The sequence below is a fragment of the Streptomyces sp. NPDC002004 genome, assembly GCF_053593975.1.
This window is the reverse complement of record NZ_JBSFDP010000008.1, coordinates 217,129-231,057: the sequence shown is the minus strand read 5'-3', so window position 1 is coordinate 231,057 and position 13,929 is coordinate 217,129. Positions and strand designations below refer to the sequence as shown.

The 13,929-nt window shown below is 74.6% G+C and carries 8 protein-coding genes; 3 read left to right on the top strand and 5 right to left on the bottom strand.

The features are described from left to right. Positions 1-34 precede the first annotated feature (34 nt). Positions 35-2,104, top strand: coding sequence for a bifunctional glycosyltransferase/CDP-glycerol:glycerophosphate glycerophosphotransferase (locus ACWCP6_RS15960; RefSeq protein WP_450933016.1), 2,070 nt, complete (start codon positions 35-37; stop codon positions 2,102-2,104). A gap of 55 nt (positions 2,105-2,159) precedes the next feature. Here the strand turns inward: ACWCP6_RS15960 and ACWCP6_RS15955 are convergent, their stop codons facing one another. The 5 genes from ACWCP6_RS15955 to ACWCP6_RS15935 all read right to left on the bottom strand — a co-directional run bounded on the left by ACWCP6_RS15955 (position 2,160) and on the right by ACWCP6_RS15935 (position 9,912). Beyond that, on the bottom strand, positions 2,160-2,549 hold the full coding sequence (locus ACWCP6_RS15955; protein ID WP_450933015.1) for a hypothetical protein: 390 nt from the start codon (positions 2,547-2,549) through the stop codon (positions 2,160-2,162). A gap of 173 nt (positions 2,550-2,722) precedes the next feature. Beyond that, the gene (locus ACWCP6_RS15950; protein WP_450933014.1) at positions 2,723-3,640 is read right to left on the bottom strand and encodes a carbohydrate ABC transporter permease; all 918 of its coding nucleotides are present in this window, start codon (positions 3,638-3,640) and stop codon (positions 2,723-2,725) included. Next, on the bottom strand, positions 3,637-4,995 hold the full coding sequence (locus tag ACWCP6_RS15945) for a carbohydrate ABC transporter permease (RefSeq protein WP_450933013.1): 1,359 nt from the start codon (positions 4,993-4,995) through the stop codon (positions 3,637-3,639). Before ACWCP6_RS15945 ends, ACWCP6_RS15950 begins: the two co-directional genes overlap by 4 nt. Before the next feature lie 6 nt (positions 4,996-5,001). Then, positions 5,002-6,402 (bottom strand): ABC transporter substrate-binding protein, encoded by a 1,401-nt coding sequence (locus tag ACWCP6_RS15940; RefSeq protein WP_450933012.1) that lies wholly within the window; start codon positions 6,400-6,402, stop codon positions 5,002-5,004. A gap of 171 nt (positions 6,403-6,573) precedes the next feature. Beyond that, positions 6,574-9,912: an FHA domain-containing protein gene (locus tag ACWCP6_RS15935; RefSeq protein WP_450933011.1), complete on the bottom strand. Its 3,339-nt coding sequence runs from the start codon at positions 9,910-9,912 to the stop codon at positions 6,574-6,576. Between the two features lie 395 nt (positions 9,913-10,307). Here ACWCP6_RS15935 and ACWCP6_RS15930 point away from each other — a divergent pair, with 395 nt between their 5' ends. Beyond that, positions 10,308-11,969 carry a serine/threonine-protein kinase gene (locus ACWCP6_RS15930; protein WP_450933010.1) on the top strand — a complete coding sequence of 554 codons (1,662 nt, stop codon included), beginning with the start codon at positions 10,308-10,310 and terminating at the stop codon, positions 11,967-11,969. A 141-nt stretch (positions 11,970-12,110) separates the two neighbouring features. Then, positions 12,111-13,352 (top strand): serine/threonine-protein kinase, encoded by a 1,242-nt coding sequence (locus ACWCP6_RS15925; RefSeq protein WP_450933009.1) that lies wholly within the window; start codon positions 12,111-12,113, stop codon positions 13,350-13,352. Positions 13,353-13,929 lie beyond the last annotated feature (577 nt).

Below are 13,929 nucleotides of genomic sequence, written 5' to 3'. Positions count from 1 at the left end.
ACAGGGCGAACACCCATGACTACCGTCAGGTGTTATGTCCCGTTTCTCCGTTGTCGTCCCCGCCTTCAAAGTGCAGGGGCATCTGCGCGCCTGCCTCGATTCGGTCCTCGGTCAGTCGTTCACGGACGTCGAACTGATCGTCGTCGACGACGCGTCGCCCGACGCGGGCGCGCGGATCGCCGCGGAGTGCGCGGAGCACGACCCCCGGGTCGAGCTCGTCCGCCACGACCGTCACGCGGGCGCCGGAGCGGCCCGCAACACCGGTGCCGAGCGCGCCCGCGGCGACCATCTGCTCTTCCTCGACGGCGACGACACCCTGCTGCCCGGCGCGCTCGCCGCCCTCACGGACGCCCTCGACGCGGCGTCCGGGCCGGACGTGCTGCTGTTCGGCCACGAGACCGTCGACTGGTGGGAGACCGTGCGGCCCGGCCCCGACGACCTCACCGACGATCCGCTCGCGCTCACCCCGGCCGCCTGGAACCGGCTGGTGCGACGGGAGTTCTGGACCGGGCACGGACTGCGGTTCGCCGACCACGCCCCGTACGAGGACATCGTGCCCGTGCACCGTGCCGTGCTGCTCGCGGGCGACCGCCTCGCCACCCTGGACCGGGCCTGCGTGCGCTGGCGCAGACGGCGCGCCGGCAGCGTCTCGACGGTCCCGGGCCGCCACCACTTCGCCGTCGTCGACCGGTACGCCGAACTGCTGGCCGCGACCCCGGACCCCGCCGAACGGGCCCGCATCCTGCCGCTCATGGAGCGCCGGCTGCTCGAGGTCCTGGACGACCCGGGCCGCATCCGCCCCGCCGACCGCCGCGACTTCTTCCGCGCCGCCTCCCGGCTGCACCGCGCCCACACCCCCGGCGGCGGCCGCGCCTTCGGCTCCTACGCCGCCCACGAGGCGCTGCGCACCGCGGCCGACCGGCGCCGCCGGATCGCCGGGCAGCTGACGCGGCAGAAGAAGAAGCTGCGGCGGCGCGTGATGGGCCTCGCCTACCGCTCCGATCTGCGCCGCCCGCTCGACCCGCGGCTCGCCGTCTACGGCGCGTACTGGAACCGCGGCGTGTCCTGCAATCCGGCCGCCATCCACGCCCGGGCCCGCGAACTCGCCCCGCACATCCGGGGTGTGTGGGTGGTCAGCAGCCGTCACGCCGACCGGGTGCCCGACGGTGTCGAGTACGTCATCGAGGGTTCCCGGCGCTACTGGGAGACCATGGCCCGCGCCACTTATCTGATCAACAACTCCAGCTTCCCCGGCGGCTTCACCAAGCGCCCCGGCCAGGTCTACCTCCAGACCCACCACGGGACGCCGCTGAAGATGATGGGCATGGACCAGCGCCGCTACCCGGCCGGTACGCACGGCATCAGCTTCCAGAAGGTGCTCGACCACACCGACCAGTGGGACTTCAGCCTCTCGTCGAACCCGCACTCGACGGAGGTCTGGGAGCGCGTCTACCCGTCGGCCGCCTACCGCCCGCTGGAGGTGGGCTACCCCCGCAACGACGTCCTCGCCACCGCGGGCCCGGAGGACCGCGCCCGCGCCCGCTCCGCCCTGGGTCTGGCCGACGACCGCACCGTCCTGCTGTACGCGCCCACCCACCGCGACTACCAGCGCGGCTTTCTGCCCCGGCTCGAACTGGACCGGTTCGTGCGGGCCCTCGGCCCGTCGTACGTCCTCCTCGTCCGCGCCCACTACTTCTACGGCGCCGAAGCGGGCCTCGCCGCCCACCCGCAGATCGTCGACGTCACCGCGCACCCCGCCGTGGAGGACCTGTGCATCGCCGCGGACGCGCTCGTCACGGACTACTCGTCCCTGATGTTCGACTACGCCTGTCTGGACCGGCCCATCGTCACCTACGCCCCCGACTGGCAGGCCTACCGGCTCGCCCGCGGCACCTACTTCGACCTGCTCTCCGGCCGGCCCGGCGAAACCCCGGGCGCCGTCGCCACCTGCGAGGAGGAGCTCGTCGAACTGTTCCGCGACGGCAGCTGGGACAGCTTCGCGACCCGGCGGCTGCAGAGCGCGTTCCGTGCGCGCTTCTGCCCCTACGACGACGGGGGCGCCGCCGAACGCGTCGTACGGGCGGTGTTCCTCGGCGAGTCCTGACCGTCCCCTCCGGACCGGCGGGCGCGCCCGCGCGGGCTGCGGCGACGGCGGCCGGTTACGCGGAACGTACCGGCTGCTCCATGGGCTGCTGCCGCGGCAGTGTGGGCGCGGCGGCTCCACGTTCGGATGATCCGGCACGGCGACGAGCCGCTCCGGGAGCGCCGCGCGCAAGGAGGGCCGCTCGTACGCCGGGTGGGCGGGGCCACGGGCGGCACCGGCGCAGGGCCGACCGCGGGCGGACCCGGCGCTGGAGCCCGAGCCGGGCACCGAGCAGCAGCCGCAGCACCGCTGTGCGGGCGCGCCGCACCAGCGCAACGGCGCGGCGCACCGCCCACCGTTGCAGCCGGAGCGCCGCCAGCAGCGTCAGGTACAGCAGACGGCAGCCGAGCCGCACCAGACGTGCCGGCGCCGCGTCGGTGCGGACCATCACACGGAACCGGGGCACGGCGTTTCCATTCGGCACCATCGGCAGGGGCGGACGGCCCGAGAACGGCCGAAGCGACGACCGGGTCACGTGCGGCGTGGCAGACGGGGGACCGGAAGGGCCGGGGCAGCGGCGGGAGACGGAGCGGGCGGCCCGGATCCGGGCCGCCCCGTGCCTCCGTACCGCGGTCCCGGTTACTTGACCGCGCCCGCCATCACCCCGGAGACGAACTGCCGCTGGAAGGCGAAGAACACGGCCAGCGGGATCACCATCGAGATGAACGCGCCGGGCGCCAGGACGTCGATGTTGTTGCCGAACTGTCGTACCTGCGTCTGGAGGGCGACCGTGATCGGCTGGCTCCCCGAGTCGGCGAAGATCAGCGCGACCAGCATGTCGTTCCACACCCACAGGAACTGGAAGATGGCGAGCGAGGCGATCGCCGGCCCGCCGAGCGGCATCACGACCCGGAAGAACAGGCGCAGTTCACCGGCCCCGTCCAGACGGGCCGCCTCCAGCAGCTCACGGGGGATCTCCGCGAAGAAGTTCCGCAGAAGGAAGACGGCGAACGGCAGACCGAACCCCACATGGAAGAGGACCACACCGACGACGGAGCCGAAGATCCCGATCCTGCCGAAGAGTTCGGCGATCGGCAGCAGCGCCACCTGCACGGGCACCACCAGCAGCCCGACCACGAACAGGAACCACCAGTCCCTGCCCGGGAACTCCATCCAGGCGAACGCGTATCCGGCGAGGGAGCCGACGACCACGACGAGGATCGTCGCCGGGACGGTGATCAGGACGGTGTTGAGCAGCGAGTCCGTGATCGTGGAGTTCTCCAGCAGCTTCCGGTAGCTGTCGAAGGTGATCCGGGACGGTTCCGAGAACACCGTCCACCAGCCACTGGAGCTCAGGTCCGCGGGCGTCCGCAGCGAGGACAGCAGCAGCCCGATCGTCGGCACCAGCCAGAACAGCCCCACGACGACCAGGAACACGCGCAGCAGCCCGCCGCTGACGGCGCCCGCCAGACGGGAGGCGGGCGAGGGGCGCCCGCCTCCTTCGGGGGCCGGGCGGGGGGCGGTCACGCCCGGCGCGCTCACCTCCTGCGCGCTCATCGCCGCACCTCCCGCCGCAGCCGCCGTACGTTGAAGAGCATCACCGGGATGACCAGCAGCAGCAGAAGCACCGCGATGGCGCTGGCGATGCCCGGCTGGTCGTCCGAGAAGGCCGACCGGTACAGCTGGAGCGCCAGGACGTTGGCGTCGGCCTGCGACGAGCCGGGCGCGATGATGAACACCAGGTCGAACACCTTCAGGACGTTGATCATCAGGGTGACGAGGACCACCGCGAGGACGGGTGCCAGCAGCGGCACCGTGACCCGCCGGAACACCTGCCACTCGGTGGCGCCGTCCACCCGGGCCGCCTCCAGCAGCTCACGCGGCACGCCCGCGAGACCGGCCGCGATCAGCACCATCGCGAAGCCCGCCCACATCCAGATGTAGGAGCCGATGATGGCCGGGGTGACCAGGGTCGGGCCCAGCCAGTCGATGCCGTTGTACGGTTCGCGGAAGTTCGAGGCGGGCAGCCGCAGCCGCGCCCCGTCGGCCTTCGAGGACAGCGTGAACGTGCCGTCGGCGGCGGCCCGCGTGGACTCCACCACCCGGCCGCCCTTGACCGCCTCGATCCGCATGCCGGGGTAGCCCAGCTCGGACGCGTCGACGCCGCCCCGGGTGCCGACGCCCTTGCCGCGTGTGAAGTCCTGCCACGTCGTGCCGGTGACCTTTCCCGGCTCGGCGTGCGCCGCCTTCGCCCGCCCGGCGCCGCCCGGCATCTGCTCGGGCGGCACGCCGAGCAGCGGCAGTGCGACCGGCCGCCCGGCCCGCACCGGGTCCGCGGTGATGAACGCGCCGCCGCCCGCCGCCTCCAGCGGCGACCGCGGGCCGGGGTGCGCATGCGGGAACGCCGAGGACTCGGCGAACGTGTCATGGACGCCCACCCACACCGCGTTGGCCACCCCGCGGTGCGGATCCTGCTCGTACACCAGACGGAAGATGATCCCGGCCGCCAGCATCGAGATCGCCATGGGCATGAAGATGACCAGCTTGAACGCCGTGCCCCAGCGCACCCGTTCGGTGAGGACCGCGAAGACCAGACCGAGTGCGGTCGCGACGGTGGGCGCGACGACGACCCAGATCGCGTTGTTCTCGACGGCGGTGAGGATGCCGTCGTCCGTGAACAGCGCCCGGTAGTTGTCGAACCCCACGAACCCGTCGCCGGGCTGGTTCAGAAAGCTGCGGACCAGCGAGTACCCGATCGGGTAGACCACGAGCGCGCCGAGCAGCACCAGGGCCGGCAGCAGAAACAGCACCGCGACCGTCCTGCGGGTGCCCGTCACACTCCTGCGCCGTGCGTCAGGGGCGCCGGGCGCCCTGCCGGTGACGGCGGCGCCTCCCGCGCTTGCCGACGTCATCGCCGGTCAGCCCTTGTACGCCTTGGCCGCGTCGGCCTCCAGTTTGGCCTGCGTCCCCGCGACGTCCTTGGGGTTCTTCAGGAACTCCTGGAGGTCCTGCCATTCGCCCTTGCCGGGCGTCCCGCCGAACGACTGCGGGGCCTGGTCCGACATGTCGAAGCGGAAGCCGTCGCCCGCGTCGATCACGCCCTTGGCGATGGCGCGCTGCACGGCGTCCGGATACGCCGCCAGGTCCACGCTCTTGTTCGGCGAGACGTAGCCGCCCTGCTTCGCCCAGATCGTCGCCGAGTCCGGCGAGGCCAGGAACGTCAGCAGTGCCTGCCCTGCCTTGGAGTCCTTCAGCAGGACGGCGGCCTCGCCGCCCGTGACGGCGGGCGCCTGGGCGCCGACGGGCGGGAACGGGTACACCTTCGCGTCCGTACCGATCTTCGCCTTGGTCTGCGCGATGTTGATCGCGGCGAAGTCGCCCTCGAAGACCATGCCCGCCTTCGGCTGGTCGCCGCCGGTGAAGGTCTGCTCCACCGAGCGCGGGAACTCCGTCTGGAGCGCGCCGCTCTGACCGCCCGCCAGGTACTCCTTCTTGCCGAAGAGCTGACCCAGCGTGGTGAGGGCGTCCTTCACGGACGGATCCGTCCACTTGATCCTGTGCTGGGCGAGCTGGTCGTACTTCTCCGGCCCGGCCTGCGAGAGGTAGATGTTCTCGAACCAGTCGGTGAGCGTCCAGCCGTCGGCGCCCGCCACGGAGACCGGCGTGACACCGGAGTCGTAGATCTTCTGCGCGGTGGCCAGGAAGTCCTTCCAGGTCTTCGGGGCCGTCGCGCCGGCATTCTCGAAGACCTTGGAGTTGTACCAGACGAGGGACTTGTTGGCCGCCTTGAACCACACGCCGTACTGCTTGCCGCCGACCTTCCCGAGGTCCTGCCAGCCCCGTGCGTAGTTCTTCTGCAACTGGGCCGTCGCGTCCTTGCCCACGGGCTTGGCCCACTTCTTGTCCACGGCCTGCTTGATCGCTCCGACCTGCGGCAGCATCGCCACGTCCGGCGGCTCACCGCCCGCGATCTTCGAACCGAGGAAGTTGATGATCGGGTCCTGCGCCGGGACGAACGTCACCCGGGCGCCCGTGCGCTTCTCGAACTCCGCCAGCACCTTCTTGAAGTTGTCCTGCTCGGGTCCCGTCCACACGGCGGAGACCTCGAGCTTCGCCCCGTCGAGCCGGGGCAGCTTCACACTTCCCTGCGGAGCCGCCGTGCCGCCCCCGTTGTCCTTCTTCCCGCCACCGCCGCCGCTGTCGCACGCGCCCAACGAGAGCGCGAGCGCGCCCACGACGACCGCTGCCGCGGCCCGGGCGGCGGTTCGTCCGTGCCGCCGATTGAGGGTTGTGCTTCGCCGACGAAGAGTGCTGCGCATCACTGCCCCGTTCTCTTCTCCCGCGCGCCAACGCGAGTTACGAGCGCTGTCCCGTGCGATCTGGTCTACGCCGCCCATCCGGGAGCGGCAAGGGCGCCTCCCAGCCCGGCGATCCGATCGTGACGGGGTCGTGATGTCGCCCCGGCTGGGCCTGCCGGGGCAGAACACCCCCTAGAGCAGCGAGGGCACCGGGGCGACGGACACGGAGCGTGCGGCCCGCTCCAACGCGCTGGCCAGCAGGGCCAGGTCGGTGGGGCCGTTCCCCAACTCCCGTACGGACCGGCGCGCCGGCGGATCCCCCATCCGCTCCCATTCGATCGCCACGACGGTGGGCCGCAGGGTGGCGGTCCTCGGGATCCGCCCGGTCACCCGGCCCGCCTGGAAGGTCGTCGCCCGGCCGTCCCTGGCTCCCCGCACCCGCCCGCGCCCGGGCCCTGGCTCCTCCGGCCCCGGGTTCACGGCGTCCAGCTCGGCCCGCAGCGCCATGTGCCGTACGAGTTCCGCGTCCTCCATACGTCCCGCGCGCCCCGTGCCCGCCGCCACGAGGTGCACCCCGAGCCGCTCCCCGTCGCGCGCGACGGCCTCCAGTGCGCGGACGACCGAGCCGGCCGCAGGGCGCCCGGGGGATCCGAGCGGCGGGGCGAGCAGCGCGTCGACGTCGTCGACCACCACGACCAGCCGCGGCAGCGGCGGGCCGGGCTCCGGGCGGGCCCGGTCCGCCGGCGGGCGCAGGCGCAGAGTGGAACTGGTCGGTGTGTCGAGGTCGCCGCCGCGGAGCTGTGCGGCCCCCTTGATGCGCCGGGTGACGGCACCGGGGACCTCCCGCTGGGCGTGCCACTCGGCGAAGCCGAGCCGCCCGAGCAGTTCGGCGCGCCGCTTCAGCTCGCCCGTCAGCGACTGGGCGAACTCCCGCATCCGTACCGGGTCGTTGGCGGTGAGATATGTGGTGACGTGCGGCAGATCCGTACAGAGCCGCAGTCCTTCGCCGCGCTCGGAGCCGGTGGCCGGGGTCGTACCGCCGCCCGCGCTGTCCTTGCCGTCGATGAGGACGATCCCCAGCCGGTCCGGCCGCTCGGCCGCGGCGAGCGACGCGGCGACCGACCGCAGCAGCTCCGTCCGCCCGCTGCCCGCCGGACCCTCGACGAGGAGATGGGGCCCCTCGGCCGCGAGGTCCACGCAGACCGGTCCGCGCGGCCCGGCGCCGAGCACCGCCCAGGCCCGGCCGCCCAGGGCGTCCAGGTCGTCGGCCGCCGCGGCCCACCGCGCCATCAGGGACGCCGGGGTGGCCCGTGCCAGCCCCAACTCGTCGAGCAGCCGCGCCGCCTGGGGCAGCGGCGCCGACACGCGCGCCTGCCGCTCGCCCGGGCCGCCCTCCGTGCGCAGCGGCGCGAGCGCCCGTGCGAACCGCTCGGCCCATGCCGCCGACACCGCGTCCACCGTGGCCACGGTGCCGTGTCCCGCGATACTGCCCCGCGCCGTCCGCAGCACCCGCAGCGCGGTCGCCACGTCTCCGCTCAGCAGTCCGACGGCCCCGCAGGCCCGGAACGCGGGGGACACCGCGCACGCCGCCTCGTACGTGTCCGCCACCGGCGAGGCCGGTGAGGCGGCCGCAGTCTCCGCCAGGCACACCGCGTGGATGCCGGCGAGCGGTCCCTCGGTGCAGAGCCGCGCCACAGCGTCCCGCAGGTCCGCGGAGCCGGGGTCGCCGTCCACGACGACGACCGTGTGCCCCGCGGCCCCGGGAGCCGCGCCGCCGTCGCCCGCGGGGGCCTCGGCGAGGCGGTCGTCCAGCCGGCGCAGGAGTTCGTCGGTGCGGGCCACGGCCTGCTCGCGGTCGTAGGCGAGGAGGAGGCGGCAGTCCTGGCCGTGGGCGGGGCGCAGATGGGGCAGCCAGCCGAGCCACGACCACTCGGCGGTGCGCTCCTGCACGGGCCGGGAACGGTCCGTGCTGATCAGCACGATTTCCAGGGTGTCCGGCGCGTGCAGCGCCGCCAGCTGTGTGACCACGGACCGGGCGAGCCCGGTGAGCCGGGTCCGCGGGCCCGCGAGGCCCAGCGCGCCCGCCTCGCGCAGCCCGACCGTGACGGGCACCGCGGGCAGCAGCCCGGAGCCGTCCGGGGCGGGCCGGTCCGCGGTGCCGAGCCGGACCGCGAGCGCCTCCGGATGGCCCGGGACGCGCTCCCAGAGACGGGGCCCGGGGCCGAGCGCCGTCAGCAGCAGCGCCGCCGGGTCCGGCCAGACCTCCGGTGCCCGCCGCCGGGCGGCAGGCACGGGAGCGGCCGTCTCGTCCTCGTACCCGTCGCCGGGGTCCCGGCCTGCCTGGTCGCGGCCGCCGGCGAGCCGGCGTGCCCAGGCCGTGAGCCCGCCGCGTCTGCGGACGCCGCGGGGCACGGTCGTCCCCCGCAGCGGTGTGCCCACGCGAGTCCCCTCGGCGGTCGGGACGCCGCCCTGCCGGGGGACGAACGGCTCGTCGGCCGCGGACCGTGCGTCCGCCTCGTGGCTCCGCGCCTGCCCCTGGCCGGGCTCCGGCCCTTCGCCGGACGCGCCCGCGGCGCCCCATCCGGCCGACCCGTACGCATGGTGGGTCTCCGCCACCGCCGCGGGACGCGCCCCGGTCGGGGTGCCCGCCGGGCTGCTGCCTCCGGGGTGTTCCCCGGACGGCCCGTGCGGGGCGGCCCGCCGGGGGCCCGGTACGCCCCCGGCCGCTGCTGCGGTGCCGTCACCGGCGCCGTTCCCGGCGGGCGGGCCCGGCCGCTCCGCCGTTCCCGTCGGCTGCACGGTGACGGGCTGGGGAGCGGGGCCCGCGCTGCCTATCGCCTCCGGGTCCGCGGGCCGCCCGCCGGCCGGCTCCTGCGGCGGCCCGGCGGCCCGCACCCGGACGTGCCCCTCCCCGTCGGGCGCCGTCGGCAGGGCGGCGGGCGACGGGTCCGGTGCGGTCAGGCTCAGTGCCGACTCGCCGATGCGCAGGAGGGCGCCCGGCGCGAGGGGGACGGGGCGGTCCGTGACGGGCGCGCCGTCGATCGTCGTGCCGTTCGTGGACCCCAGGTCGCTGACCGTGACGCCGCCGTCCGCGGTGACCGTCACCGCGCAGTGCAGCCGCGAGACGTCCGGGTCGTCCAGGGGCACGTCCGCGTCGGCGGAGCGGCCCACGTCGATCCGGCCGCCGTGCAGCAGATGGACACCGCCGGCGTCGGGGCCTGCCACCACGTGCAGCTGGGCCGCCGCGCCTGCCAGGTCGGGGCCGGGGTCGGCGGGACCGCCGAGCGTCAGCACCGCTCCGTCGGTCAGCGGCGGCTCGCCGAGCACGCGGCGCTGCGCGTCCAGCCGCTCCGGACCCGCATAGAGCACGACCGGGCCCTCGCCCCGCTCGCCCGCCGCCGCGAGACCGGAGGCCACCGCGGCGAGCGGGGTGCCGGCGGGCGCCGTGACGAGCACGTCGCGCGCCGCCGCGCGGCCCTGCGATTCGGTGCGCGTCCCCTGCGGGTCTACGACGGTCAGCCGGATCTGCATCGCCGTCAGCGGTCCCTTCTGCGCGGGCGCCCGCCACGGGGGGCTGCGCTGTGATTCCCCCCACCGCACACGGGCACGTCGGCCAGTACTGGAGGCATCCTCGCACCTGCCGCGGACATCACGCCCGGCGGTCACCAATAAATGATCTTGATTGGTCGGCTCTGCCCGCAAAAGTGCCTGCACAGGAACGCCGTCTTCCCTTTGGGATCGCTCGCGGCAACCAACCACTCCCGTCGAACGTCTTCCCCGGAACAACGGCGTGCGCCCGGGAGCGGACGCGCGCGGCCGGTCCGGCCGGTGCCACGGAGTGCGGCACTACAGTGGGTCGGAACATCGGAAGACCGGGCACAGCAAGTGAAGCCAGGACCAGTCACAGCAAGCAGGGAGCGCATGACGTGCGGCCGGTAGGCAGCAAATACCTGCTCGAGGAGCCGCTCGGACGCGGCGCCACGGGCACCGTCTGGCGAGCCCGCCAGCGGGAGGCGGCAGGCGCCGAGGCGGCCGTGCAGGGCCAGCCCGGCGAGACCGTGGCCATCAAGGTCCTCAAGGAGGAGCTGGCCAACGACGCGGACGTGGTCATGCGCTTCCTGCGCGAGCGCTCCGTGCTGCTGCGCCTGACGCACCCGAACATCGTCCGGGTGCGCGACCTCGTCGTCGAGGGCGATCTGCTGGCGCTCGTCATGGACCTGGTCGACGGCCCCGATCTGCACCGCTACCTGCGCGAGAACGGGCCGCTCAGCCCGGTCGCCGCCGCCCTGCTCACCGCGCAGGTCGCCGACGCGCTCGCCGCCAGCCACGCCGACGGCGTCGTCCACCGCGACCTCAAGCCCGCGAACGTCCTGCTGAAGCAGGACGGCGACGGCATGCACCCGATGCTCACCGACTTCGGCATCGCGCGCCTCGCCGACTCGCCGGGCCTGACCCGCACCCACGAGTTCGTCGGCACACCCGCCTACGTCGCCCCGGAGTCCGCCGAGGGCCGCCCGCAGACCTCCGCCGTCGACATCTACGGCGCCGGGATCATGCTGTACGAGCTGGTCACCGGCCGCCCGCCGTTCTCCGGCAGCTCAGCACTCGAAGTGCTGCACCAGCACCTGAGCGCCGAGCCGCGCCGGCCCTCCACCGTCCCCGAGCCCCTGTGGACGGTGATCGAGCGCTGCCTGCGCAAGAACCCCGACGAGCGCCCCAGCGCCGAGAACCTCGCGCGCGGGCTGCGCACCGTCGCCGAGGGCGTCGGCGTGCACGCGAACGCCGCGCAGATCGCGGCCGCCGAGGGCGTCGGCGTGCTGCTCGCCCCGGACCCCGCTCCCGCGTCCGTCCCGGCCGACCCGGGCGCCGCCGACCCCACCCAGGTGCTGCCGACCGGCTCCGGCGGCGCGGGCGCGTACGACCCGAACGCCGCCACCAGCTTCCTCCCGCACACCGGCGGCGATGCCGACCCCACGTCCGTCCTGCCCCGCGGGGGCGCGGCGGACCCGACCGCGGTCATGCCGCCGGTGCCCCAGCACCGGCCCGGCGGGCAGCAGGGCGAGGAACCGCACCCCTGGCAGAACCAGCTGCGCGCCGCCCGTGACCGCAACGAGCAGACCCAGGTGCAGCAGTACCTGGACCCCGGCGAGGACCCGCTGCGCCGCCGCCCCCAGCGGCAGGTCGCGCGCCCGCAGCAGCAGCCCCGGCAGCCCCAGGGGTACCCGCCCCAGCAGCAGCAGCCGCAGCAGTACGCCCCGCGGCAGCAGCCCCAGCGGTACGCCCCGGCGCCGCAGGGCCGCCAGCAGGGGTACGCGCCGCCGCAGCCGCCGCCGCGTCAGCAGCCCCCCGCCCGTGCCCCGCGCGAGCCCCGGCAGCGCAGCGCCAACCCGATGAAGATCCCCGGCCTGGGATGTCTCAAGGGGTGCCTCTTCACGATCGTCATCCTCTTCGTCGCGGGGTGGCTCGTCTGGGAGCTGAGCCCGCTTCAGCACTGGATCGGCACCACGAAGGGGTACTGGGCACAGCTGTCGGAATGGTTCGACAAGCTGAGCTCGGCGATCGGGAACCTCGGGTCGAAGAACAACTAGTCACGGGCGTGGGCCGGCGTCCCGCCCCGGCCCACGACTCTGGGGATTTGTCGACATCCGCGGGGTGAATTCCCTTCCTGGTGAGAAGGTTGGCTCCCCGGGCGCGTAGTTTTAGCGCAACACGCGTCTGTAGGAGCAGCCTTGGCACGGAAGATCGGCAGCCGGTACACCGCTCATCAGATCCTGGGGCGGGGCAGCGCCGGCACGGTGTGGCTGGGCGAGGGGCCCGAGGGTCCGGTCGCCATCAAGCTGCTGCGCGAGGACCTCGCCGCCGACCAGGAGCTCGTCGGGCGCTTCGTCCAGGAGCGCACCGCGCTGCTCGGTCTCGACCACCCGCACGTCGTCGCGGTGCGGGACCTCGTCGTCGACGGCAACGACCTCGCGCTCGTCATGGACCTCGTCCGCGGTACGGACCTGCGGACGCGGCTCGACCGGGAGCGGCGGCTCGCACCCGAGGCCGCGGTCGCGATCGTCGCCGACGTGGCGGACGGGCTCGCCGCGGCGCATGCCGCAGGTGTGGTGCACCGGGACGTCAAGCCGGAGAACGTCCTGCTGGACATGCAGGGGCCCCTCGGGCCGGGCGGGGCCCATCCCGCGCTGCTCACCGACTTCGGTGTGGCCAAACTCATCGACTCGCCGCGCCGCACCCGCGCCACGAAGATCATCGGCACGCCGGACTACCTCGCCCCCGAGATCGTCGAGGGGCTGCCGCCGCGGGCCGCCGTAGACATCTATGCGCTCGCCACGGTGCTCTACGAGCTGCTGGCGGGGTTCACGCCGTTCGGCGGCGGGCACCCCGGCGCCGTGCTGCGCCGCCATGTCACGGAGACCGTGGTACCGCTGCCGGGCATCCCCGAGGAGCTGTGGCAGCTCCTCGTGCAGTGCCTGGCGAAGGCACCGGCCTCGCGGCTGCGGGCGTCGGAGCTCGCGGCGCGGCTGCGGGAGCAGCTGCCGGTGCTGGCCGGGATGCCGCCGCTGGACGTGGACGAGCCGGATCCGGAGGACGGGCCGGACGGCGAGGCCGGGACCGCGCCGCAGGGCGGCGCCGCTCCGTCGCCGATCGACCCCAGGGCGGGGCGGCCCGTGCGCGGGGCCGTGCCGCTGGTCCGTGGGGCGAGCCCCGACTCGAACCGGGACACGCACACGAGCATGCGGGTTCCCGCGCCGGACGAGCTCGCCGGAGGCGCGCGGGGCACCGCCCGTGCGCCGCGCGCCAGCGGGGCGCCCCGGCCCGGCTCCGCCCGCCACCGGTCCGCCACCCGCCGCCGTCGCGTGGCCCTCGGCGCGGCGGCCCTGGCCGTGGCGGCCGCCGTGGGCATCGGCGCCTGGGCCGCCACATCGACCGACGACCGAACCCCGCCGACCCACCACGCGACCCCGTAGCACGGGGTGCCGGTGCCGCTTCGGGTGCCGCTTCCGCCGTAGCGCCGGGCCGGCACCGCGCGGTTCACCACGGGTCCGCGTGGGGCGCGGTCCGCTTCGCCGTGGGGCGGGGGGCCGCGCCCACCGCTCCCCTCACCCTCCGGTACCCGAGGTCTCCCACAGCACCCCTCGCGTTCCAGGCACCCGCACCGGGGGCCGTGCCCACCCGTTCCGCCCCAGGCGGAACGCATGCCCACAGCGGTAGGTGGCCCGTGCCCAGCACCACCGCTCTACGGAGCGACCGTCCACAGCTGCTGCGCCACCGGCCGCTCGCCGTGCCGGCGATGGTGCGTATCCGCCACGAGGGAGAGCCGTCATCCGGCTGGAGGGGGCGTGGCGGGACCTCCGCCCGCAGTGGCCGGCGCGTAGACGCCGGGAGCCCGACGGGCTACGGAGGCGCGCAGGTCCGAGGACGGAGGTCCCGGCGCGACCCCGCCCCACGACGAAGCGGACAGCGCCCCCACACGGAGGACCCCCGGGACGGGGCCCCGGAGGGGGCCCGGGAGCGGGAGGGACCCTCGTGGGGGTTTGTCGGCGA

Coding starts and splice junctions, on each gene's coding strand:
- ACWCP6_RS15960 (WP_450933016.1), top strand. CDS start 35: ATGTCCCGTTTCTCCGTTGTCGTCCCCGCCTTCAAAGTGCAGGGGCAT.
- ACWCP6_RS15940 (WP_450933012.1), bottom strand. CDS start 6,402: ATGCGCAGCACTCTTCGTCGGCGAAGCACAACCCTCAATCGGCGGCAC.
- ACWCP6_RS15945 (WP_450933013.1), bottom strand. CDS start 4,995: ATGACGTCGGCAAGCGCGGGAGGCGCCGCCGTCACCGGCAGGGCGCCC.
- ACWCP6_RS15950 (WP_450933014.1), bottom strand. CDS start 3,640: ATGAGCGCGCAGGAGGTGAGCGCGCCGGGCGTGACCGCCCCCCGCCCG.
- ACWCP6_RS15935 (WP_450933011.1), bottom strand. CDS start 9,912: ATGCAGATCCGGCTGACCGTCGTAGACCCGCAGGGGACGCGCACCGAA.